This is a genomic window from Belliella alkalica (assembly GCF_022549785.1).
In the GTDB taxonomy this organism is placed as follows: Bacteria; Bacteroidota; Bacteroidia; order Cytophagales; family Cyclobacteriaceae; genus Belliella; species Belliella alkalica.
Genome location: NZ_JAKZGO010000002.1, coordinates 21,006 through 46,929, shown reverse-complemented (window position 1 = coordinate 46,929; position 25,924 = coordinate 21,006). Strand labels below are relative to the sequence as shown.

Annotated in this window: 18 protein-coding genes; 1 reads left to right on the top strand and 17 read right to left on the bottom strand. The window is 38.8% G+C overall.

Going from position 1 to position 25,924, the window contains the following annotated elements:
• Positions 1-35: 35 nt before the first annotated feature.
• From MM213_RS02440 to MM213_RS02370, 15 genes are all read right to left on the bottom strand, one after another.
• Complete coding sequence (locus MM213_RS02440; RefSeq protein WP_241409887.1) at positions 36-1,376, bottom strand: glycoside hydrolase family 88/105 protein; 1,341 nt, start codon at positions 1,374-1,376, stop codon at positions 36-38.
• A gap of 5 nt (positions 1,377-1,381) precedes the next feature.
• The gene (locus tag MM213_RS02435; RefSeq protein ID WP_241409885.1) at positions 1,382-2,680 is read right to left on the bottom strand and encodes a DUF4861 domain-containing protein; all 1,299 of its coding nucleotides are present in this window, start codon (positions 2,678-2,680) and stop codon (positions 1,382-1,384) included.
• Positions 2,681-2,687: 7 nt separating this feature from the next.
• Positions 2,688-4,472, bottom strand: coding sequence for a hypothetical protein (locus MM213_RS02430; RefSeq protein WP_241409883.1), 1,785 nt, complete (start codon positions 4,470-4,472; stop codon positions 2,688-2,690).
• 171 nt (positions 4,473-4,643) lie between these two features.
• Complete coding sequence (locus tag MM213_RS02425) at positions 4,644-5,648, bottom strand: metallophosphoesterase (protein WP_241409881.1); 1,005 nt, start codon at positions 5,646-5,648, stop codon at positions 4,644-4,646.
• Between the two features lie 89 nt (positions 5,649-5,737).
• Positions 5,738-7,348 (bottom strand): RagB/SusD family nutrient uptake outer membrane protein, encoded by a 1,611-nt coding sequence (locus MM213_RS02420; protein WP_241409879.1) that lies wholly within the window; start codon positions 7,346-7,348, stop codon positions 5,738-5,740.
• 11 nt (positions 7,349-7,359) lie between these two features.
• Entirely contained in the window at positions 7,360-10,485 is a 3,126-nt protein-coding gene (locus MM213_RS02415) for a SusC/RagA family TonB-linked outer membrane protein (RefSeq protein ID WP_241409878.1), read from the bottom strand.
• A gap of 436 nt (positions 10,486-10,921) precedes the next feature.
• The gene (gene iolG, locus MM213_RS02410; protein WP_241409876.1) at positions 10,922-11,956 is read right to left on the bottom strand and encodes an inositol 2-dehydrogenase; all 1,035 of its coding nucleotides are present in this window, start codon (positions 11,954-11,956) and stop codon (positions 10,922-10,924) included.
• A 96-nt stretch (positions 11,957-12,052) separates the two neighbouring features.
• Positions 12,053-12,952: a sugar phosphate isomerase/epimerase family protein gene (locus MM213_RS02405; protein ID WP_241409874.1), complete on the bottom strand. Its 900-nt coding sequence runs from the start codon at positions 12,950-12,952 to the stop codon at positions 12,053-12,055.
• A gap of 12 nt (positions 12,953-12,964) precedes the next feature.
• Positions 12,965-14,440, bottom strand: a complete 1,476-nt coding sequence (locus MM213_RS02400; protein ID WP_241409872.1) for a CoA-acylating methylmalonate-semialdehyde dehydrogenase — start codon at positions 14,438-14,440, stop codon at positions 12,965-12,967.
• 15 nt (positions 14,441-14,455) lie between these two features.
• Positions 14,456-16,039 (bottom strand): solute:sodium symporter family transporter, encoded by a 1,584-nt coding sequence (locus MM213_RS02395; protein ID WP_241409870.1) that lies wholly within the window; start codon positions 16,037-16,039, stop codon positions 14,456-14,458.
• Between the two features lie 44 nt (positions 16,040-16,083).
• A complete protein-coding gene (gene iolD, locus MM213_RS02390; RefSeq protein WP_241409868.1) occupies positions 16,084-17,949 on the bottom strand; it encodes a 3D-(3,5/4)-trihydroxycyclohexane-1,2-dione acylhydrolase (decyclizing) in 1,866 nt (621 codons plus the stop codon).
• A 36-nt stretch (positions 17,950-17,985) separates the two neighbouring features.
• On the bottom strand, positions 17,986-18,996 hold the full coding sequence (iolC, locus tag MM213_RS02385) for a 5-dehydro-2-deoxygluconokinase (protein ID WP_241409867.1): 1,011 nt from the start codon (positions 18,994-18,996) through the stop codon (positions 17,986-17,988).
• Positions 18,989-19,876 carry a 5-deoxy-glucuronate isomerase gene (gene iolB, locus MM213_RS02380; protein WP_241409866.1) on the bottom strand — a complete coding sequence of 296 codons (888 nt, stop codon included), beginning with the start codon at positions 19,874-19,876 and terminating at the stop codon, positions 18,989-18,991. The genes iolC and iolB overlap by 8 nt, the downstream gene beginning before the upstream one ends.
• 34 nt (positions 19,877-19,910) lie before the next feature.
• Complete coding sequence (locus MM213_RS02375; protein WP_241409865.1) at positions 19,911-20,849, bottom strand: class II fructose-bisphosphate aldolase; 939 nt, start codon at positions 20,847-20,849, stop codon at positions 19,911-19,913.
• Between the two features lie 512 nt (positions 20,850-21,361).
• On the bottom strand, positions 21,362-22,390 hold the full coding sequence (locus MM213_RS02370; protein ID WP_241409863.1) for a LacI family DNA-binding transcriptional regulator: 1,029 nt from the start codon (positions 22,388-22,390) through the stop codon (positions 21,362-21,364).
• Positions 22,391-22,827: 437 nt separating this feature from the next.
• Here MM213_RS02370 and MM213_RS02365 point away from each other — a divergent pair, with 437 nt between their 5' ends.
• Entirely contained in the window at positions 22,828-23,457 is a 630-nt protein-coding gene (locus tag MM213_RS02365) for a hypothetical protein (protein WP_241409861.1), read from the top strand.
• Between the two features lie 401 nt (positions 23,458-23,858).
• Here the strand turns inward: MM213_RS02365 and MM213_RS02360 are convergent, their stop codons facing one another.
• A complete protein-coding gene (locus MM213_RS02360) occupies positions 23,859-25,232 on the bottom strand; it encodes a hypothetical protein (protein WP_241409854.1) in 1,374 nt (457 codons plus the stop codon).
• Positions 25,219-25,797, bottom strand: coding sequence for an RNA polymerase sigma factor (locus MM213_RS02355; RefSeq protein ID WP_241409851.1), 579 nt, complete (start codon positions 25,795-25,797; stop codon positions 25,219-25,221). Before MM213_RS02355 ends, MM213_RS02360 begins: the two co-directional genes overlap by 14 nt.
• Positions 25,798-25,924 lie beyond the last annotated feature (127 nt).

The following is a 25,924-nucleotide window of genomic DNA, read 5'->3' as shown; positions in this document are numbered from 1 at the left end:
CTAAGGTTGAATCTTTTTTGCCAGTATGGATTAAATTATTTGAACTGAACAGCCGTTTCATCGATTTCATAATTATGGTTTTTCAATAATGAAATCACTTCTGAACCTGCCAACATTACGGGGCCATAACTATGGGCAGCAAATAGATTGGTGGGGCGGTAATAATAAAAGGCAGGATCAAAGCCCATACCTGTACCTACACATGTGCCCTCGACCTGACCTTTATCATTGACCTTACTAGCTACTGCATTCCAAGCCGAAAGAGTCAATGGAGCATACACTCTGTAATCCAACCACCCTTCATTGATCCCTTTTGCAAAGCCATATGTAAAAATGGCTGTTGCAGAAGTTTCCAAATAAGAATCATTGCGATCCAAGAGCTGATGCCAAAATCCTGTACTAGATTGAAAAGAAGACAATCCAAGAGCATGTGATTGATACAAAGACAATACTATTTCATACTTAGGGTGATTTTTTGGTAAAACTGATAAAAGCTCCACCATTGCCATAAAAGCCCAGCCATTTGCTCTTGCCCAAAAATAGCTCGGTGCATTGCCTGAGTTTTCTACCCAACCATGGCGGAAAATTCCTGAACTTGTATTGAACATCCTCTCCGAAAAATGCAAAACTTGTGAAACTGCATCGTCCATGTATTTAGTATCTCCTGATTGATCAGCGTATAATGCCAAAGCAGGAACACTCATAAATAAATCATCCAACCAAAGTGTGTTTTTCAAAGGTCTGTTTCTTGCGAAAGTTCCATCATCCAACCTATACTCTTTAGAAGAAATATAATTTATGAGATTCTCAATAATTGGTTCTAATCCAGATTGAAACCCTAATTTTTGTGCTTTGATCATCGCTGCACAAATAGCCCCTGCATCATCTAAAGCGTGTGGATTAACTATGGATTTCAAAGGAAAATCAGCTTGGGGATCTTTGATGAAAATTTCATTTGATTCTGAAAAAAGACCAGAAAGAAAACTCAACCTTTCGTATGTATAATCAGCAAATCTAAGATCACCAGTGGATTGTGTAGCGAGCATCATACCTGCATAAGTCACACCCCATTCGTAACTTGTGAGTCTAAAATCACCCTTTTCAAATCTCGTTTGACTATCTGCTAACTGCGATGGCTTGAGTGGTGATCCAGAAGCTTTATCTACCAGTCTTGCAGGTGTGACTTCGTTGAGGTACAAATAGACTTTTTCCAACACGCTTTCAATATCATTAATTTTGGTGACTCCATAAGGAATCGGATAATCGGGCTGCAACAGATGCAATGGCGTATTGGAATCTGTAATTTGATTTTGTGCAGCTAATTGAGCAAACCCCGAAAGGAGAAACAGCGAAAAGAGCAAATACCTTCTAAGCATAATGTTTAATTCAAAATTGTGATTTTCACCTCTGCACCTAAACCTTCAGCAAGTGTTTTTAGGTAATTTTTAAAATAACTTTCTTCTCTAAAATTCTCATCAGCTAATTCCCAAGCAGCTACAGCATAATAAGACAATGGATCACCATCTTCGATTTTCATCCTGGCCAAATAAGTATTTGAAAGAGAGCCTTCATTGGGTGCTTCTGTGTACCCCAAGTATTTATTCTTAGGGACAATTAAGGCAAGTCCCAAATACCATTCTTTTTCGTAAGTCTGTAGGTCATGTGTGTACAAAACTTGAAAATCACCAACTTCAAATGATGAAAGAGGTTTGTCAGTTCTGGAATTTACCAATCCAATCACCAGTTCTTCATCCCCTTTGATACCAGAAATACGGACTTCATTTTTGTATCCATGCATACTTGGCCAAATAGAGGTATGTTCTTGAACTTGGTAAGTTCGATCCAAGACTTCAGGTTTCCAATCATGATATTCAAAACGCATCAATCCTCGGATAAAGCCATTTGAAAGAACTGTGTAATCCGTTTCGGAGACATTATTAAGGGAATCTTGCTCTGTCACTCCCAACCTAGCCAAAAGATCGCCTACCTTCAACCCAAACCCTCCAATCCCCACGGAATTGCCTACTGACAGAATATCCCGTCCCCAATCCTCCATCACATGATAATCGTCCTCAGTCACTCCTTCTTCATTGATTCCGACATCTTCTGGAGACATGTATTTTACCTTTTTTCCAAAAACATCTTTTGAATTCCTCCCATCCAAATAGTGTCTGAAACCTACACAGTCATTCTCCCAAGAAGGACCATCTGTCTGGTATGGCTGATAACCCATCACTCCAGGAAGTTGGTGTGGATAAAATGTATGGCTAGTGGCAGGTTTTACAATATCATTTTCCGAAGCACGTACACCAAATCTTATATTTACTCGCTTTTCAAAATCCAACTGATTTTCTGAAAGCATCAATTTAAGATTCCTTTCATCTCCTGGTTTTAGGTTAATGAGAAAAAACAATTCGTCCCAAGAACCATCGCCATTTGAATCATCAAATTGTGCCGGCAAAGTATCATTATTCTCAGTCAATAAAATTGGATAAAAATTACCATCGGCTATTTCGGGAAAGTCACTTCTTTGGATAATCACAGCTTTTTCATAAAGCTCTATACTCCCTGAGTATCCCAATTGAATATCATAATATTGTGCTTGATCCTTTTTTTGACAAGAAGCCAATCCAATGATCGCAAGCAGGGTTAACATACCTATTTTTCTAAAATAATACATGAGGGTTTTATTTGAGAGTAAGTGTGTGGGTAAATGGAGTAATTCCAGTGAGGTAAACATGATCACCTTGTGCTCTTAAAGTTCCAAAATGGACAGTGTACATTTCCCCATCGAGCCGGTAGATACTTTCATGCTTCTTGATCCCTGGCCCAAAAGAAATTTCATCTTTACCCATTTTGTAACTTCCCATTCCTTCTTCCAAGAAGCGATTTCCTTGAGAATCTACAGGCTCACTAACTCCGGCAAATTCTCCCCCTTCGCTGAAACAAAGCTCTAAAGTAACAGGTACACCTTCTAAGCCTGAAACTTCAATTAACAAATCTGCTTGTCCATTATTTTCGTCAATGGTAATTTTGCTTTCTAGGGTTTTTACATTGCTAATAGGTCTGTCAGCGAATGACATTTTACTCCAAAATCTACCATCCACACTGGCACTAAGTTCATAATCACCTTCTGAATTCAGTAAATCTTGAGGAAGGGGCTGGTAATAGGGAGCTTGTAGTTTTTTGTACAAGGTGTACTTTCCATCTTTGGATTCTAGACCTTCGCTTCTAAAATGTCCCATGCTGAAAAACGCCGAAGACATCCTAATATGTTTGATCACAGCTCGGCCTTTTCGATAAGAAAAGAAATTGGGGCTGACGGATCTGCCAGATGCAATGATCAACGGCCAATCCACACCGCCAAAAATAGTCATCGTGGTATCCTCCCTTCGGATTCTAGCTAAGCTACTTGTTGGAAAAATTTTTGCAAAATCTCTTGGGAGTGGTGCTGAGGCAGGCATTTCTTCCTGCAAAATCTCATGTTCCATAAAATAGTAGAGACCTCCACGGATAATTTTCTCTTCGAAGCCCTCAAAACCTTCTATTTGCCTCGCAACACCTGAGAAAAAAGGGTTTTTGTCTTTGATGGCCAAATAGCGGAAATTCAAATATTGGGAAACTATATTATGATGACCATATTGATCTTGTCGCCGGGAATCAAAAGTAATCAAATCGCCATTCGGCTCCATGTAATAGTAAGTCATCTCCATGTTTTTCCTTACAGGTTCCAGAAGCTCCTCTTTATCCAGAAGCTTGGCCATGGTGATAAATGCCTCATTTTCAACAGCTGAATAATTCATACTTCGCTCAGGATAATGCCCATCCTCATCAATAAAGACTCCCTCTCCTAGCCAATCATCCACACGGTTGACATATCTTTGGTCTGGATAAACATGGTTGATTTTGGCCAAAGCTGCACTCAGTACCCAGCGATGATTAGGCGTGTGAATCCCACCAGTGACCAAAGCTTCCCCTGCACTAACTATAAATCTCTTGAGATCTGATTTCACCTTTGTCAAGGCAGAATTATTGTGTTCAATCAAGATTTTGGCAGCGGCACAAAGAGGCTCCATCACAAAGGCAGTATCAGGAGGTGACTCAAGATTACCAGTATTCATAGTTCCATCAGAACGCTGTTGAGACAAAAGAAAAACCATTAGGCTTTCCATTCTTAGTAAGACCTTTTCACTGTTGAAATAAGAAGATTCTGTATGGCAATAACTGGCAGAAAGCACTGCAAAATCATATCCTTGCTGTCTGATGTATGATTTAGGATTGCTATTTTCAGGTAAAATCAGCTGTGTAGTCAAATCATCATTTGCTTTGATTAACCGCTTCAATATTTTGGAATCTTTGTAGCCGTTTTTTGAATCCACTGCCCATACATGCGATGTGAAAGGTATCATTGCTGTCAATAAGCCCAAACTAGCCGATTGTTTGATAAATGTTTTTCTCGATATCTTTTTCATTTCTGATTAAATTTTATTGGACTATCCACTTCATTTCCAGCAAGTTCAAGTAATAGTATAAATATTGGAATTTGATCAATATCTACAAATATCTAATATCAACTAGTATAAAATAAATCCAGAAGTAGGGATTTATAATACTAGTGGTATCATTCTGTATAAAGCAAAATTTTATCTAACGATTTTGGTTTCATACAACAATTCGCCAGAATGGGAAATGGCAAAAACTTGAATTTGGTCAACTGTAACTGAGAATACCAAGAAGCCGAATTCTTTTTTTGTAAATTTGCTAAATGGAAGTGTCCCCACATCAGTAGCTTCTGAGGCTGAGCCCGAAATAAAATGGTGAACACCACCTTCGGGAAGTAAATGTTGCAAACTATGATCATGACCAGCTATGTAAGCATCTACTTGGTAGTTTTCTAAAATCCCCCTCAGACTACTTCTGATTGACCTTGTATCATAACCTTCCCTGCGTTTTTCACTTGCTGTAAACATAGGATGATGACCAATTACCAATTTCCACCTTTTATTCTCACTTGAAAGTGTTTCTTTCAACCAGCCAATCTGTGCCACAGTGTCTTGCGTTACTACATTTGGACCGTATTCCGAATTGTTATAAAACTCAGGAATCAATGGGTTTGTATCGATAAAAGTAATTTGAAGGAGATTGTTTTTGTCTCCTTTCAGTTTGAAATCCTTCGTATAATATCTACCTGGCATTACCCAACGCCTGCTGATGTTGGTGTATTCAACTTGTGCATCTGGATTACCCATGTAATCATGATTTCCTAGAATACTATACCATTCTTTTTGGTGAGCATAGTCTTTATAAATATCTTCAAAGGAATAATGCCAATGCGCATCATGAATACTCGCCACGCCCTTAGGGTAAAAATTATCCCCTACACTTATGAAAAATTGGGCATGGATTTCCTTTGAAGTTTTGGCAAGCTGTTCAGCGACTTGTAGCTGATGATCATCACCATACCTTCCCCAATCTCCCAACACAATAAAATTTAATGCATCAGGTGATAATTTACTACTGAGACTTGCTTCCTGAGCAAAAGATTTAGATGTAAACCCAAGCAGAACAACAAATCCTATGAACTTGTATATTAGGTAATTAAAAGCTGTTTTTTTAACAAATTTCACTTTGATTTCTATGCAATCCATGCGGCGTATTTTTAGATAAAGTGAATTTACCCTGTATTTAGAGTAGCACTCTAAAACAGAATAAATTCACCATTTTCTTAAAATTAAAATTAATTGTATTGAGGATTTTGTTCTAGGATACCTCCAGTCACATCTATTTCACTTTGTGGTATAGGTCTTAGGAGATGGAATGGTCTGATGGCATTGTTCAAGGCTGCGTGAGGGTTGTGAGCAAGCACTCTTTCAATCAATCTGCCTGTTCTTTTGAGATCCATCCAGCGACTTACTTCACCAGCAAGCTCTTTGGCACTTTCGTCCAAAATCAAATCAATAGTAACTTGTGCAGGAGTGATAGGTTGGTTGAGTCCAGCGCGTGATCTGATGGCATTCAGGTGCTCAGCGGCTTTTGCTGTATTGTTTAGCTGCAAATATGCTTCTGCAGCCAAAAGTCTTGTTTCTCCAGATCTCATAATTATAGCATCACGCTCACCGTCAGGGTTAATCCCTGGATTGGTATATGGCACACCTGGATCATCAAACTTTTTAAACATCGGATACTGAACTTGAGTAAAGCCATTTGGAATAAAATAATTTGAAGGGTTCACAACCACATAAGGCTTACTTTGGATTACACTTGCACTCCATGCTGTTTTGGGAAAATAAATGGAAGTATCTCCTACTGCGATGCCTGCTGTTGCATTGTTTACCTCTGCCAATAATAGTCTTCTGATAGTGGCTGCTTCTCTTTGATCATTTTCTTGAAACAAGCTAAAGAAGTAAGGAGTAGGTGCAGGACCAAGGCCTCTATGATATAATGTAGATCTTGTCTGTCCTGGATACACATCATAGACAAACTTAAACAACAAATGTCTGCTGTTTCCTACACCTCTTGATACTGGGTTTGAGCCGTACAAGATAGAGAAGATAACTTCACTGTTTCTCTGGCTTTGTCTGGAAACAAGTGTGGAGAAGCTATTAACTAAAGGATGGGCCGCTATTACTGTTTCTGCCAAAGATGCTGCTTGGGTGAAGTCTTGTGAAGAGCCAAAATCCTTGTAACCTCTTGTCAACAAAACTTTAGAATAAAGGTGCCTTACAGCATTCTTGGACACCCTACCATATGCAGAAGGAGCGTCAGGAGTACCGTTCAAAGCATCTGTCAAATCTAAAATAATCTGATTATAAACTTCAGATTCAGTATTTCTGGTAAAATCTACAGTTGAAGTTCTCAATTCATTTAGAACTAAAGGAACGCCCCCAAAATGTTCTACAAGGTTAAAATAAGCATATGCCCTAAAGAACTTAACTTCTGCTAATCCTATTTGCTTTGCAGCATCAGTTAGGCCTGTAATCTCATTAGATCTATCTATTGCTGCATTGGATGCGGCAATTACTCTATAATTGACAAACCACTGATTGGATACTGATCCATTTACGGGTCTGAGATTGACATAATCGTTTATTTCGTTGATCCCTGCGATGATATCACCTCTGGTGAAAATATCCGTCCCCAAAAACTCCAAATCATATGAAGAAGTTACAGCACGCATCCTGTTGTATACCTCTGCTACCAATTGATCAAAAAACGCAGGGTTTGAGCTCGCCACTACATCTGTTTCTCTAGACTTATTTTCTTCTTCAAGAAAGTCACTACATCCTAGCACCGCAAAGGAAAGCAAAGCGATGCAAAGCAAATTGAAATTTTTATATATAGTTTTCATCTTTAATTCAATTAAAATTTGACATTAATTCCACCCATCAAGATTCTCGAAAGATTGGCAGATCCCCAACTGTTTCTAGCAGCAGTTTCTGGATCCCATCCTTCATAAGAAGTAAAAGTGAAAGGATTTTGGGCAGTAAAATACACCCTTAGGCTACTGACTTTCAATGGTTCTATGATAGATTTCCCGAAGTTATACCCAAGTGTGATATAACCTACTTTGACAAAAGACACATCTCTGTAAACCAAAGGCTCTGCAAATGGGCCATCATTACTAGGCTGATGCCATTCATTAGAAGGATTATCAGGAGTCCAATAGTTAGTTTTCAAGCTATTGAATCTTGCCAATACATTGTAATAACCTGAGTGCGAAATATGAAAATAACTTGCGGACTTAGCACCTTGGAGTGTATGTACAAAGAAAGTAAAGTCAAAATTCTTATAGTTGAAAGTATTTGATAAGCCACCTGTCCATTTTGGAAGGTTATTACCAATGACATCCCTATCATCTGCATCTATCACACCGTCATTGTTGATGTCTCTTACTTTGACTTGGCCAGGAAGTTGTCCAAAAGCCTGAGCTTGCTCCAACTCATCGAGTTGCCAGATACCATCGAAAACCCAAGTATAAATAGAGCCAATAGACTCCCCTACTCTATGAATATATGAACCTGCTTGTACACCAAATAAAATCTCGTCAGTTTGGCCAGTTAGTTTGGTGATTCTATTTCTATTGCTAGCAAAGTTGAGGGATGAAGTCCATTTGAAATTTCCATTGTCAAAATTCACTGAATTCAAAGTTAATTCTATACCTCTGTTGGTTGCATTACCAATGTTTTCATAAACACCTGTATAACCTGTCAAAATCGGTGTTGGCCTAAAGAATATAATACCTGTATTTTGTCTTTCGTACAAGTCCAAAGAACCATACAACCTATTTTTGAAAAAGCCAAAATCAACACCTAAGTTAAACTCCTTTGTCCTTTCCCAAGTCAGGTCTCTATTGATAAGACTTGTCATAAATGCTGACTGAACAGGTTGGTCACCCAAATTGACGAAATTGGAATTGTTGACAAGTGATTGAGCTAATAAGGGACCCAATCCTCCACCAGAACCATTATTACCTGTTTCACCATAACTTAGTCTTACTTTGAGGTCTTCCACAGTTGTCTGACCTTTCATAAATGATTCATCTGAAACTCTCCAAGCTACTGCTGCTGAAGGAAAGAATGCCCATTTATTCCCATCCGCAAGGATAGATGCTCCGTCATACCTACCGGTAACTGTAAATAAGTATTTATCTTTCAAATTATAATTTACCCTAGCAGTGTAAGACTCAAGCGTTTGTTTCGACAATCCACTGGTGACATCACGAATATCTGGACCAGCTTGCATATTGTAGAATAAAAATTGATCTGTAGAATATCCTCTTCTTTGCATTCTGTAATTTTCATATCTATCCGAAAACATAGAATAAACAAAGGTGGCATTGATAACATGATCATCACCAAACTGGGTGTTGTAATTCATGATGTTATCCCATGTATAAGAAATTCGATTTCCATTGGTCACATCTGCCCTTGTATTTTGGATAATTCCATTGGTTGATTTATTGAATCTCCCCCTGTACTCTCCATATCTCATAAATTCGATATTTGGTGAAAAGTTAGATGTGAATTTCAATTTTTTTGTTGGACTTACAGAAAGTGAAAGATTACTCAAGTAATTAAAAGTCCTAGTTTCCATAGTCATGGACTCAGGTTCAAATAGAGGATTCGAAATAAACGTTTCGCCTTCTATTGGGAAAAATTTAGGATTGCCGTTTTCTTCAAAAGGAGACCCAGTAGGTCTTAATCTGTAGGCACTTCTCAAACCTTCTCTACTACCTTCATTCCTTATTGCAAAGGAAGCATAATTACTAAATCCAAGAGAAACGTACTTTGATAAATTCGTGTTCACATTTGCCCTTAAATTGAATCTTTCAAAATCTTCGCCAGCAAAAGTACCTTCATCTTTAGTATATGCCATACCAAAGCCATAGATGGAGTTATCGTTTCCTCCACTAAGGTTTACTGTGTGATTTTGTTGCGCACCAGTTGTAGTCACTAAGTCTATCCAATTTGTAAATCTACCAGCATTGATATTTGCTAATTCGTTAGGCCTCATAAAATCACTCAAGTCCACATCACTTACAGTGAAATTCCTGTTTCCTCCTGCCCACTGATTCCCTACAACAGCATCTTTAAAATATTGGACAAACTCTTCCCCCTGAAACATTTCTGGAACGTTGTATGCCTGTCTTACACCAATATAGTTATCATATTGTACTGTTAGCTTCCCTTTTGCTCCTTTTCTGGTTTCAATTATAACCACACCATTACTTCCACGTGAACCGTAAATAGCTGTAGCTGAAGCATCTTTGAGGACATCCATTCTCTCAATATCTGATGGATTCAAGAAAGAAATATCATTCACAAAAATCCCATCTACAATAAACAATGGGTTTTGACCTGCACTAAATCCACCTTGATCAACTGTCTCATTCGCATTGATCGTATTTGCTCCCCTAATCCTAACATTAAATCCTCCACCTGGCTTATTGTCAGCAGCTTGGATATTCACACCCGCTACTTGTCCCTGCAAGGCTTGAAAAGCATTGACCTTGTTTGTTTCCTTGATATTGTCAGAGTTCATGGAACCTACAGCACCTGTAAGGTCTCTTCTTTTGCTCTCTCCATACCCGATTACTACCACTTCGTCAAGTTGGGACACATCTGGCTCTATTGTCACCTCTATGAAGCTTCTATTATTTAATGCAACTTCTTGAGTGATAAATCCAATAAAAGAGAAAACCAAAGTGGCATTTGACGCATTGGTTACATTGATGGAAAACGCTCCATCCAAATCTGTCACAGCTCCATTTGAGGTTCCTTTTACCATCACAGTAACTCCTGGAAATGGTTGATCATCTTCTCCAGATATTACTACCCCTGTAATGGTAGAACTCTGTGCATAAACAGACATTGCACTAAGCAACAGGAAGCTACAGGTGAGATAAAGTAATCTTAGATTTGGTAATAGCCGATATTTCATCTCGAAATTAGCTATCAGATTTAAATTGGTAAGGGTTTTTTTCATTTTGATTTGGTTTATTGTTATTGTCGTTTCTTAGTTCAGATCATGAATCCTGAAAAACCACTTTTCGAGTTTTAAAGTCCTTCACAATTATTTTCTTTAGGGTTTAGGCATGAATTTTCCATTGATTGATTTTTCTTAAATCAACTATTTAGCACGTTTTAGATTTTTTTAAATGTTTTTTTTGGAGACTAAACTATAGTGATTAGGTTTTTGGGCAATACATTTTTTTGCAACTTTGAAGGTCAAATGAGTAATATATTCTCACTTTCAGTCTTAACCATAAATACATAATTATTAACCTTGCTCCTTTATTTACACCATATTTATTGGCTAATGCCTATGCTATATTAGTAACAATTTCCCTCTGTAACAAGCTTGATTTATGCAAAGGTTTGCATGACACTTATTCCTAATATATTTACATCTTAAAACAGCATTACTTTACAATAATTTGCTCAGTATATTCCCTACCTACTTTTTCTTCCGAAATTTCCTTAATTGTAACTGGTCTGTTTTCAGCGATTGACAACTGGGCAGCAAGTGCAATCATCATTGCTTTGAGCCCGTCAATTCCAGAGATAGGAAGTGGCTGATCATCAACTAGTGCCTCTATGAATTTTTGCATTTCCACTTTGTAAGACATGGTGTATCTTTCCATAAAGAAATTCAAAGGCAATGCACCATGGGCTCCATATTCGTTATAGAGAACATGTGTATCTGGCTTGTTATTATCAACTTTCGCCATTCCTTTTGATCCAAAAATCTCCAACCTTTGATCATAACCATAAATTGCTTTACGACTATTGTCAATCACCGCCATTGTACCATCTTCATATTTTAATGTGATAACTGCAGTATCAATATCATTAGCCTCTTGCACACTTTCTGAAGTAAAAGCACCCGCAACGGCATAAACTTCCCCAACTTCTTTTCCCATGATAAACCTTGCCATATCAAAATCATGAATAGTCATGTCCAAAAACATTCCTCCAGAACTTTTTAAGTATTCTAAAGAAGGTGGCGCAGGATCCCTACTAGTAATCTTCAGTAGATGCACATCTCCAATTTCACCTTGCTGAACCAATGACCTTATTTTTTGGAAATTTGGATCAAATCTTCTATTAAACCCCAACATTAGTTTCACGCCAGAATCTCTTACTTCCTGCAAAGTTTCCAAAACCCTGTTGACAGATAAATCATGTGGCTTTTCACAAAAAACATGCTTACCCGCTTTGGCGCATAAAGAGATGTAGTCAGCATGTGTATCCGTAGGAGAACAAATAATCACAGCTTCAATATCCTTGTGCTGAATCAATTCTTCTGAACTAATGTTGGGAACACCTACATTTTTTGTAAAAAAAGGATCTGAGATTGCCAGCACTTCTACATGCTCGATTTGGTTTTTTAGGTTATCGAAATGAATCTTTCCAATCCTTCCCATTCCGATCACTCCTACTTTTATATTTTTCATGACGTTTTTGACTTTAATGACTTACTGAGACTTAACTTTGATTTGTGGGGGCACTAAATTTGGTCTGTGAGGACACAGACAAAGGGGTTATATTCATTATAGACCTAGATTTTGGAGGTATTTCCGATTGTGTTCCGCGCAAAGCAAAGGGCTACCCATCCCAGGTAAGACATCTTGCTCTACTACAATCCAGCCTGTGTATCCATTATTTTGAAGCATTTCTACGATTGTAGCAAAATCGACAGCACCTTCTCCCAACTTACAGAAAACCCCCTGCTTTACAGATTCAAAGTAATCCCACTGTTTTGAACTACTCTTTTCTCCAATTTTAGGATCAAAGTCTTTGAAATGAACATGCCATATCCTGTTGTAGTGGTTTTTGAGTACACGAACTGGATCTCCACCACCAAACATGCAATGTCCCATATCCAAACATAGCCCCAATAAATCAGGATCGGTCTTTTCCATCAGCAAGTCGATCTCTTCCTCTGTCTCTACATAGCCTGCGCAGTGGTGATGAAAAACAGTACGTAAACCATATTTTTCCTTCACCTCTTTCGCAATTCTATTCGCACCTTTGGCAAATACTTCCCATTCTTCAGTGCTCAATCCCATTCCTTCTCCTATTCTACCTGCATTTTGAGTTCGACTTGGAATAGAGCCGTTTTCATCAGCTAAGACAATAAATGCATCTTCAAAACCTGCTTCTACCAATAGTTTTGCTACCTGTAATGCCTTCTCGACACCATCCGAATGCGCTTCTTCCTTGGCCAAAGCTACCGGAACAAAAGCCCCTGGTATCCAAAATCCTTTATCAGAAATGACTTTTTGGAGCTCTTGAGGGTCTGTAGGCATAAAACCCCAATCTCCAAGCTCAGTACCGACATATCCAGAAGTCTTCATTTCTGTCAAAACTTCTGCATATCCTTTGGATTGCCCTTCAAGGTCAAATTCCAAAGCTCCCCATGAACACGGGGCATTTGCTACTTTTATCATTTTGTATAATGTTTAAAATTTTCTAGTCCACTCGCGCGGCCAACGTTCTATAACTACTTTTGTCTGGGTAAAAAACTCTATCCCATGTCTTCCCTGACCATGTAGATCACCAAAAAAACTATCATTCCATCCACTGAAAGGGAATTGTGCCATTGGTGCAGCGACACCTATATTGATCCCTATGTTACCCGCATCTGCTTCATTTCTGAATTTTCTCGCACTCGCACCACTGCTTGTAAAGAGACATGCCATATTTCCATAATTGTTTGAATTGATAAAGGAAATAGCTTGCTCAATATCCTTCATAGACAATAGACTCATCACAGGGCCAAAAATCTCAGTCTTCACCAACTCCCCTCCAAGAGGAAGTCCTTCCAGAATAGTAGGGGCTATAAAGTTTCCTTTTTGATATCCTGATACCTGATATCCCCTTCCATCTAAGAGTAAATTTGCCCCTTCTCCAATTCCTTGTTCTAACAACATTTCTACCCTTGATTTGCTTTGAGAAGAAATGACAGGTCCCATCTCTACTGCCTCATCCAAGCCAAAGCCAGTGACTTTTTTCTTGGCAGCTTCATAAAGGCTTTCCTTGATCTTCCCATTGTCATCTCCGACAGTAATAATGTTTGATGCTGCAAGGCATCTTTGTCCAGCACATCCATATACACTATCGGCAATGATATTTGCTGTAACATCCAAGTCTGCATCAGGCATAATGACTACAGGGTTCTTTGCTCCTCCCTGAGCTTGGACACGCTTACCATTGGCGGCTCCTTTGCTGTATATGTATCTGGCAATATTCGTAGAACCAACAAAACTCACCGCCTTTACTTTGGGATGCTCCAACATCGCATCTACGGTCTCCTTGCCACCATGGACAAGGTTCACCAGTCCGTCTGGAAGTCCGATATTTTCCATCAATTCAAAAACCTTCATCATAGTCAAAGGAACCTTTTCGGAAGGCTTGAGAATAAAAGAATTGCCACAAGCAATGGCATAGGGCAAAAACCAAAAAGGAATCATTCCAGGGAAATTGAAAGGTGCGATACAAACGCAAACCCCCAAAGGCTGTCGAATCATAAACTCATCCACACCCCTAGCTATGTTTTCAGAAAATTCACTTTGAATCAAAGTTGGTGTAGCACAAGCTGTCTCAACATTTTCTATAGCACGCTGCAATTCTGCTCTAGATTCAACAATCGTCTTACCACATTCGAGGGTTATTATTCTTGAAATTTCTTCTTGATTTTGCTCCAAGAGCGCCTTGAGCTTGTACAGTGGCTGAACCCGCTGCATGACGGGTACATTTCTCCATTCCAGATAAGCATCATGGGCGTGTTTTACAGCTTCGTCCAGATCCTTTGCTGTGCCTATTCCCAAAGGAACTTGTCCCAAGACCTCTTGAGTGGCGGGATTGACGACAGAAGAGGCCTGATGAGCGGCACTCTCTACCCATCGGCCATTGATATAGTTTTTAAGTTTTTCCATTCTATTTTTTAAAATTTAAATTGAACCAAATATGATATAGACGGCAATGGTAATGATGACCAAAATGGTGGACACCAATCCCGCATATTTCCAACCTTGCATTTTGTAATTTCCAAGAGGGTATTTTTTCACAATATTTTCTGGTGAAGGAATCAGGTAGGATATCACCAACATGATGGTACAATTGAGCAAAAACTCTATGCCCCACACATGCACAAAATGAATATCCAACTTCAAAACAAAAGTGACCATGATATAGAAAATCAACCCAATGACCAAGGCAACTTTTGCCGCTAGAGCGGTTACTTTTTTGGTCAGAAACCCCGCTAACATGATCGATGCGATCGGTATAAAGAAAATCCCATTGAGCTGTTGCAGCAACTGAAACAATCCTTCAGGGGCATTGGAGACCATTGGTGCTGCCACAATTGCTATGATAGCGAGTACTGTCGCTGACACCTTCCCTGCCCGGACCAAATTCCTGTCTGAGACTTTTGGGAAAATCATCCTTTTATATATATCTATGCTGAAAATGGTCGAAGCACTATTCAAAACACTATTGAAAGTGCTCAAAACAGCCCCCATCAACACTGCTGCAAAGACTCCCGTAAAACCAACTGGAAGGACTTTCTTGACCAATGCAGGATATACCAGATCTTGATTGTCCATCAATGCATCACCGAAATAATAAAACCCAATAACCCCTGGCAACACGATAATGAAAGGAACAAACAACTTCAGAGCTCCAGTTAGCAAAAGGCCTTTTTGGGCTTCCACTAAGCTTTTTGCACCCAAAGCACGCTGTAAGATCGTTTGATTCATACACCAGAAATAAATTTGATTGATGATCAACCCTGTGAATAATGTTTCAAAGGGCAATACAGAGTCAGAATCCCCAATTACGCTGAACTTCTCCGGTGAATGTTCAAAAACTTTGACAATACCATCAACAGGATTCCCATCCCCGATAAAGACCAAGGCAATCAGCGGAATCAAAATCCCCCCCAGCAAAAGACCATAACCGTTGATTGTATCAGAAACAGCAACTGCCTTGAGCCCCCCAAAAATCGCATAGATAGACCCTAAAACCCCTACAAACAATACAGTGATCCAAATTCCTTCCTGATGACTTACACCCAGTAACTCGGAGATTTCGAAGAGACTTTCAAGATTAATCGCCCCTGTATAAAGAACAATGGGCAATAATGTCACCGCAAATGAAACCAGAAGAAAAAATGCAACCAAAGACCTCGTAGAAGCATCAAATCGCTCTTCCAAATATTGGGGAATGGTGATAAGTCCCATCTTGAGATATTTCGGCACAAAATACAGTGCAGCCAAAATCAAAGCCAAAGCAGAAGTCACTTCCCAAGCAACGATGATAAATCCATTTTTGTAAGAAGACCCATTCATTCCTACCAAATGCTCGGTAGAAATATTGGTCATGATCATGGATCCTGCTATGACTACACCAGTTAGACTTTTACCGCCTAAAAAATACCCTTCTTGTGTGGAAAGATTTTCATTTCTGGTTTTGTACCAAGAATAAAAAGCCACGAAGAGCGTAAAGCCTACAAAACTGACGATGGTAAGTACCATTGGATGATTTTTTGGGTTAGGTTGCTAAGGGTAATTTGATCAGATCAATTAAAATATCTCTGCTTCTTTTGATTTTCCTTCATTTTGCCAAAGGCATCTTTAACAGAATCTTTTTCAGAAACTTCCGACACTGGCACTTCCCACCAGGCATGTCCATACCCAGCAAGTTTTCTTTCTGGCTTCGTTTCTACATAGATCACAGTTGTCTTGCTGTATTCTTTGGCTTGCTTCAAAGCGTCCTTGAGGCTATGAATGTTCTCTGCTTTAATTAATTCTGCTCCTAGGCTTCGCACATTTTCTGCCAAATCAACTGGCAAAAAACCACCGTCAAGCTGTCCTGATTCTGGGTTTCTGTATTGATAGGAAGTGCCAAAACCTTCTGTTCCGAGTGATTTTGATAAGCCTCCAATACTTGCATAGCCATTGTTATTGATCAAAATAATCGTCAGCTTATAGCCTTCCTGAATGGAAGTGACGATTTCTGTTCCCATCATCAAGTAGCTTCCATCTCCAACCATCACGTATATCTCCCGATCTGGGCAAGCCATCTTTGCACCAAGACCTCCCGCTATTTCATAACCCATACAAGAAAAACCATATTCAAGATGAAAACCTTTGGGATCTCGCGTTCTCCAAAGTTTATGAAGATCGCCAGGCAAGCTTCCCGCAGCACATAGAACTACGTCTTTTGGATCAGAGAAATCATTTACTGCTCCTATGACTTCGGATTGATACATCAAGTCCTCGGAATTTGGCAGATAAGCCTCGCTTACTTTTTCATCCCAACTAATATTAAATTCCGCAGCTTTGTTTCTATAAGAAATATCTGTTTCAAAGCCTTCCAAAAGCTTGGAGAGTGCTTCAAGAGTGGCTCGTGCATCCCCTGTCAGCGACAATGCACCGTGTTTGAATGCATCAAAAGCAGCGATATTGATATTGATAAATTTGACTTCCTTGTTTTGGAAAGCTGTTTTGGAAGCTGTCGTAAAATCACTGTATCTAGTTCCTATCCCAATGATCAAGTCAGCTTCTGTGCTGTTTACATTGGCACCTTCCGTTCCAGTAGCACCTGTGGCTCCCAAATTCAAAGGATGATCAAAAGGTAAAGCACCTTTTCCAGCAAAAGTCTCCCCAACAGGAATACCTGTTTGCTCAATGAAATTTTTTAATTCATCTGTTGCCTCACTGTAGATTACTCCGCCTCCTGCGATGATCATCGGTTTTTTCGAATTCCGGATCAGTTCAGCAGCACGTTTCAATAGCTCAAATTCAGGAACTGGCCTTGGGATGTACCAAATTTTTTCTTCGAAAAACGACTCTGGAAAATCAAAAGATTCCGCCTGAACATCTTGGGGAAGGCAGATTGTAACTGCCCCTGTTTCATCCTGTGAAGTAAGAACCCGCATTGCTGCCGGCAGAGAATTGATCAATTGTTCAGGTCTATTTATTCTATCCCAGTACTTTGAAATTGGCTTGAAGCAATCATTAACCGATATATCTTGTGTATAGGAAGCTTCCAACTGTTGTAAAACCGGGTCTACTTTTCTTGTTGAAAATATATCCCCAGGTAATAGTAGCACAGGAATTCTATTGATGGTAGCCCCTGCAGCAGCGGTAATCATATTGGTAGCACCTGGCCCAATGGACGAAGTGCAAGCAAATGTGGAAAGTCTATTTTTCATTTTGGCAAAAGCAGCAGCAGTGTGTACCATTGCTTGTTCATTTCTACTTTGGTAGTATTTGAAATCAGGCATTTGGTGCAAAGCCTGTCCAATTCCTCCAACATTTCCATGACCAAATATCCCAAAACAACCAGCGAAAAATGGTTGTACGACACCATCCCTTTCTACTTTTTGCATCGTAAGAAATCTGATCAAAGCTTGGGCTACTGTTAGTTTTATTGTGTTCATTGATATTTTCTTCAGTTGGTTAGATAGAATTATTTTTCAAAAACCTCCATGGGACTTTATAAAGGCCATGGATTCATCCAAAGTAGGCATAAAGTTGGCGCAACCTGATTGCAGCACTACTTGAGCTCCACTAGCATTTCCCATCCTGCATGCTTTGTACAAAGACCAGCCTTGCAAATAACCATAGATAAATCCTGAGGCAAAGGCATCCCCTGCTCCAAGTACATTGAGCGGCTCAACTGGGAATCCAAGAACTTCTATTATTTCACCTTTTGAAGTATATACCGTCACTCCCTGAGCACCTCTTTTGACCAATAGGACTTCTACTCCTGTCTCCAAAATGGATTGAATAGCTTCATTGACATCCCCTGTGATTTTTGGTGCGGAAATCTGTTGATGCTCGATCGTGATCTGGCTTTGGTCTTTGAGCATGGCAGCCAAAATCTCCTCTTCGGTTCCTATCGCAATTTTCACTTTTGGCAAAATCGCTCTGACATTGAGCCCAAATGCCCTCACATCATGCCACTGATCTGCCCTGAAGTCAATATCCAAAACCACAGGGATATTTTCAGAATAAGCCTTTTCTACGGAGAAAAAAACTGTTGATTTACTCGGTTCTTTACTCAAAGCAGTAGCTGAGATTTCAACCAATCTGTAGTCTTCAAAAGCTATTTGCAAGGCATGGTCGATAGTGATTTGAATATCCGCACAATTATCTCTGTAGTAGACCAATGGAAACCTATCAGGTGGCTGAATACCCAATACTACAGCACTGCTTCTGGCTCCGGGAATCCGCACCACGTGATTGGTGTCAATTTTTTCCTTTTCAAGAAAATTCAAAATAAAATCTCCTACCTTATCCTCTCCCACCCCAGTGAACAAAGAACAGTTCAAGCCCAACCTGGAGCATCCAGTAGCAATATTCAAGGGAGAACCACCAACAAAAGCATCAAAGCCTTTGATATCTACAAAATCAGCTCCTACCTGTTGGCTGTAAAGGTCAATAGAAGAGCGACCGATCGTTAGTACATCTTTTTGCTTATCCATTTTTACCGTTCATTTCAGCAGTGACCATTGGGATTCTAGCATCCTTACCTTTCCATGAATCAAAGATCCAAGTATGGTCTGGATCTGGTGTATTGGCAAGCGACTGATCACTGCCTGTAAGGAAATTCAGATAATAAACATTGTAACCGTGACCAGCTACAACAGGATGGTAACCTTTTGGGACCAACACAACATCATTATTTCTAGCTACAGCGATCTCATCTAGGCTTCTATCTTGTGTATAGATTTGCTGTATAGCGTAGCCTTGAGGTTTATCAATTTTATAAAAATATGTTTCTTCCAACCTCGCTTCCAATAAGTTTCCATCTTTATCAAGGATCCTCTCGTCGTGCTTGTGTGCTGGAAAAGAACTCCAATTGCCCGAGGGTGTATACACTTCTACCGCTACGAGTCGATGACATGGCGATCCCGGACCTAGAAGATCATTAATCTGTCTGGTGGCATTATCGCCACCCCTGATTTCGATTTGAACCATTTCGGGGGTTTTGAAATAAGGTGAAAAATCCCTGTCAGTCTCACACCATCCACAAGCAATGTCGAGAAAATCAGAATCAGCTTTCAATTCAAAATTGGTATTTCTCGGAAGATAAAGTGTATGGGCTATTCCAGAAAAAACATCTTTTCTACCGTTTTTCGTCTGCCATGTACCTTTGTCAGAATCTACACTGAAATCCCCTGAAAGTAGAACAATCGCGTATTCATTTTCCCCTGTAAAACCTTTCCAAACTTCAGCCTTTTTCATCAATCGGGCTTCAAAGTTCAAAAACTCCCAATTTCCATCCTCCTTGGTAATCTTTTGATAGATTCCTTGGGTCGCTATGGGTTTTGCCAACAGTGGGTATTTTTCGTCTCTTTTCATTGGATATATTGTTTATATTTCTGGATTTTAAGTTTCAATTGAAATTCTTTGCTTTTCCTGTGGAACCCAGCAGATCAAATTTTCTTAAAACCGTCTCAATCAATTCATTTCTGTAAATTTTACCGGGAATAATGGGATCGAATAAATCAGGCTTTTGGTGGAAAAATTCCCTATGAACACCAGTCCAAAGTACCCTGAGGTCTGTAGCAATGTTCACTTTGCACACCCCTAGTTGGATTGCTTGTTTTATTTCTTCGTCAGAAACTCCTCTGCTTCCAGTTTTGATATTGCCACCGAATTTGTTGATCCTCTGTACTTCATTTTGATTGACAGATGAACCTCCATGCAGAACCAAAGGGAATCTTGGTAGAAGTGATTGTATTTTTTCTAAAATATCGAATCGAATCCCTTGGTTTCCTGAAAATTTATAAGCTCCGTGACTGGTACCTACTGCTATAGCCAAGCTGTCACATTTTGTCTTGGTCACAAAATCCAACACTTCTTCAGGCTTGGTATATTTGGCAAGAGAATCCTCTATCTCCATATCATCCTCTATCCCACTGAGCACACCCAACTCCGCTTCCACAGGAATACCTATTGCATGGGCTTTTGAAACCACTTCGGAAGTTCTTCTAACATTCATTGAAAAAATATCGTGGGAAGCATCGATCATTACGGAAGAATACGCTCCAGAATCAAGGGCTGCTTCAATGTGCGGTTCGTTGCCATGATCTAGGTGTAGTGAAAAAACAACCTTTGGAAACATTCTAGAGGCTGTAGCTATCATAGAAAGGATCATTTCCGCACCAGCATATTCTCTAGCGACGGGAGTAGTCTGAATGATCACAGGAGATTCCGCTTTTTCAGCTGCTTCAAAAACCGCCAAAACCTGCTCCATCGTAAAAACATTGATGGCAGCCAAAGCATATTTGCCATAGCAATCGTTGAATAAATCTTGAGTAATGACTTTCATTATTTTGGGTGGAATTTGTATTACAATACAACATGAAAATCCGCGAAAATGAAAGGCTAGAACCAAATAGTATCATGCAAAGGTTTGCATAAACAAAAGTTTATTTCACAAAAATTAAGTATTATATTATGAATATTGGAAAGTTGGGAAGGAAGATGGAGGGTTTGCTAATGGGTGTGGAGTTTCTCGCAAAGAATTGAAAGTGTATCGTCCTGAAAGTAGTTGACACTTTTTCTTACAAATAGTAGAGTTCAACCAGCTTCGGGGTTGTTGCTCTTAATCATCCTCGTTATTCCCCGCATTTCATACGGGGTTATTGAAGGTTTAACCCCTTTCGGGGTTGTCTTTTCTGGATCATCATTAATCCACGGGTTGCGAACTTGTGTTACTAAAAGTTTAACCTCCCGTGCCGATAGTTATTTTCAGGGGACAAGCACTTCGTGGTTTTCATCTCTTATTACAACTTACTGTCTCAAATCTCACATCTCAGTTCTACAACTTCACTTTTTTTATCAAACAATTTTCCTTGAAGATTCTCTGATAACCAATTCTGGTTTGAGAACTTCAAAGCGGTAATTCGGATTGTCCTTTTCAATTTCAAGATTGTCTAAAAGGATTTTTGCAGATAAAAGACCAAGATCGTAGATCGGTTGCCAAACTGATGTAAGGGAAGGTTTGAAGTAGGAACTATATGGTTCATCGTCAAATCCAACCAATGAAATTTGATCGGGGATTTCGATTCCTCTTTCCCTAATCACGGACATAGCACCTATGGCAATGGCATCATTATAACAAAAAACCGCATCTGGAATTTGCTCAAGATCTAAAAGTTTTTGCATGCAAGCCACACCACTTTCTGAAGAAGAATCATCCCCAATTACCATCAAATCCTCCAAAATCGGGTAATTATTTTTTTGCAGTGCATCCAAATATCCTTTTCTTCTATGTTGTGTGGTGGAAAGGTTGGCGGAACCTGTTATATGAGCAATGCGGTGACAACCTGTTTGAATAAGATATTCTACTGCTTGAAAAGCACCTGAATAATCATCCACAACCACTTTGTCAGCTTCAAGCCCTACACAATCCCTATCAAAAATCACTAATGGAAAACCTGAGTCTTTTATTTTTTCAAAATGGTCATAATTCAGTGTATTCGAAGATGGAGAAATCAAAAAGCCATCTACCCTAACTAGGGCCATTGCTTCCATTAGCCTGATTTCTTCCTCAAAAGATTCATTGGATTGGCTGATCATCAATTTGTAGCCACTACTACCTACTTTATCTTGAATGCCATTGATGGCTGTCGAAAAATAGTAGCTGGTGATTTCAGGAACAACTACCCCAAGAATCTTCGTCCTTTTATTTAAAAGACTAAGCGCTAGCTGATTTGGGCTATAGTTCATTTTTTTTGCAAGTTCCAAAATCACCTTTTTCCTTTCTACACTTATAAATGGACTATTGTTCAAGGCCCTTGATACAGTGGATGGAGAAACATTCAATTCTCGTGCTAAGTCAGTGATTGTAACTTGATCTTTCTTCATTACTAATTAAATACGAGGCATAGTTAATTAACTACTTTTATGATTCACAAAAGCTAGTTAGGTATTTTTTATCGAAATAAAAATAAAATTCAAAAATGTTCATAGAGAAATAAATGATTATAGCCTGCCATTTTTTCCCAGAAAAATACTGAATTTCACTACCACAAAGCTTCTTCACACAATTTAGATTATGTGCTAAAAGAATAATGCTTAAAACGTACCCTTCCCATTCAATGAATGTTGTAATCAAAATAGATGTAAAGCCAACACATTCCTAAATATTACCAATTGCCATGTATTCGTTCTGAGCCCTGTTTTAAAGCAGAAATAAAATTTCTTGATTGGTTGCCATAGAATTTGTGATCAAATCTTAAAGAATGAGCTTATATTTATTTGAATGAGATTGGTAGCGGTTGAAGGAATTTAAAAATAACACAATGTACAAACAACTAATTTATTTGGTTTTGGCTTTAACATTTTACTTCAATCAAGTGAGCGCTCAAACTAAGGATAGAAAATACAATTATGTACAAGGATCAGTTACATTGAAAAATGGGGAAACTATCTTTGGTAATGTGGCCAATATCAAACATGGATTTAGAGATCAATTATTGGATAAGGTAAGGATAAAACCAAATGGTAAAAATCTAGCTAAAAAATATCGCCCAAATAAAATTTCGGGATTCTCTATGGGTGACCGTCAATTTGTAAGTTGGCGAGTAAAACGAAACAACGCACTTTTGAAAGAGGTGTATAGCATTCGGGGTGGAAAAAAACATAAAATTTTTGAATTACAGTCAGAAGGACATTTAAGCATCTATCTAGATTATTTTGTCGATGAAGATTTACAAATCCAGACTATACCATTTTTCTTAAAAAATGGTGAAATGATAATGGTGCGTGCTACCCAAGGTGTTTTTGGCTTAAAAAGGAAGTTTTTAATAGAATACTTTGCGGATTGCCCTCCATTAGTTGAGCTTATCGAAGGAAAAAGTATTACAAGGCCAGAAGAGGTTGCAATATTTTACAATAATTACAAAGAGGAACAATTAAAGCTAAAAAGATAGTAGAAGATTTAACTTTATTACCTCAAAATCAGGCAAATGACTCAACATAGTTGAAAATGGAATTAGAAAAAGTCAGATTTCTTATCTGTATCCAATCAAATTGATCTACTAGCAACTAATCGACTAATAACTGGTAATGAGTATCAGCATGATTTTATCGGAAAATACAACTTCTAGTGTCATTGCGGATACACCTCAGCAGACAATAGTTCACAGTCAACAGAACCACGAATCGTTCAGCCGACACGCTATTGTTTGGCTACGTGCAAGAAAGCGGATAGTCATAACATTAAAATAGCGAGATTTTATAACCTCGCTATTTTAATGTTATCGAAAGTAAAAAATCCAAAAAAATCAATGTAAGGAATGCGAGTCTTACTGATCAGCTTTTTGTTTTTCAATCACTTACCAAAGAAGTAATTCACCCCTGCCCCCACTTCTATTCCATGGATCCGAGTTGAAAGCAATCCAATATTGGAAGTCGGCAACCAGTAATGGCTTCTCAAAAAGAATCCCCAATTGCCAGACAGCAAATAGTTTGTACCAATTCCTGCTCTGATGTGGCTTATTTTGAACTCGCTGTTTACCAAAGTCGAAAATTGATCGTTTCGGTTTAGACTATCTTCAAACTCATATTGGAAGTTTTGTCGTGAAAGGTAGTTTCCCATCAATCCAAAGCTACTTTCAAAGCTAAAACCACTATAGTATGGACTTCTCCACCTCAGTTCCAAAGGGAAAAACCATTGCTTGTTTGTAAGATAAATCTCATCGATATCATTGATATCTCCCATAAATCCAGGCAGGGAGAAAATCACCTCACTGCTAAATTTTCTGATATCATCATCATCAAATTCTCCCTTCATTGCGTTGCGGATAAAGCCCGTATAGATTCCTATTCCATTATCCCATTCCAAACCAAAACCGAAGCCTTGGGAAAAGGATGGGTAATATTCAATATCCCGATCTATGGGCACTAGAACCGAAAGTGTTGTCTCCAAATTGAAAAACGGTTTGCTTTTATCTTTTATTGGTACATTATTTAGATTGCTTGTATCACCTATTACCAATTCTTTCTCCAATCTAAAAATGGATTTGTCCACAGGGGCTAAATCTGGAGCCATCAAAGTCCTCCCTATTTTGCTTGTTTGGGTCTTGGAAAAACCGCTTGCTTCGCCTCCATTGGAAATCCCGTTGTTTTTTGAAACAAATGAACTCTGGTTTTTTAAATTCTGTGATATAGTTTCATTCACATTATTTTTAGAAAGAGAGTCATTCACTTTCCCAATAGTTAAAGCACTGGAATCTTCTTTTCCCATACCTTCAGAATTGCTCACATCGAAGTTTGTTACCTCCCATTTTTCAAATGACATCCCATTCATCCCATTGTTGCTTCCCACAGTTCTATTGCCTGCAATCCCATTGTTTGACTCTGTTGATTGAATTTCATTTACATAAACCTTTTTTACAATGTAAATCGTGTCCACCAAATAAACTGTATCGCTGCGATAAAGGGTATCTTGTGCATAGCCAAGATTATTTTGGCCTCCCGATTGGATAGCTGTTGAAACCCCGTTGTTGGTTTTGTGGAAATACAACAAGGCCAAAAGAAACAACATTGTGCTGTATATGTAAGGCAAAAACCAACGCTTCCAAAACATTGGCTTTGGCATTGCCATCAACGGGGCGAATTCCTGCCATGCTGCTTCATCATAGGAAGGATAAACCTGTTCTAGTTTTTCCTTTATTTTTTTATCGAATTTATCACGCCTTTCCATAATTTTTTTCTATTCCAGGTTGAATTGAAACCAAAGCCTTTTGGAGCTTGGCTTTTGCTTTGGCATAATTTGATTTGGAGGTACCTTCCGATATCCCAAGTTTGTCTGAAATATCCCTGTGGGTATATTCCTCCACGGCATATAAGGTAAAAACCATTCTGTAGGATGGTGGCAATTGCTGAACCAACCCAAGCAATTCTTCGGCACTGATTTTATCCAAGACACTTTCATCACATGTCAGGGAAACATATTCTTCATCTATATCCGAAAATCTCTCTTGGTATCTCTTGCTTCTTCGGTAGTTGTCAATTGCAGTATTGACCATGATTTTGCGTACCCAGCCACCAAAACTCATGTCGGCTGAATACCTGTCCAACTGTTGGAATACTTTCAACATTCCTTCATTAAAAATCGACTTGGATTCTTCCAAATCGGAAGAATACCTTCTGCAAACACTCATACCAAGGGGATATGCCAAGCAAAATAGTTTTTGCTGTGCTTTTTTGTCTCCGTTTCGACACTGCCGAATCACGGATTGTAACTCATTGGAATTAGGTAGATTCATCTTATCTGTATCACGTACCCACCTTCCTAATTGGTTGCCTACCCCCACAAAAAAAAATCAACATTATTCAGGCAACTGTTTTTTCGAATGCTGTCGTAATTGCATTGAAACTAAACAAATTTATCTT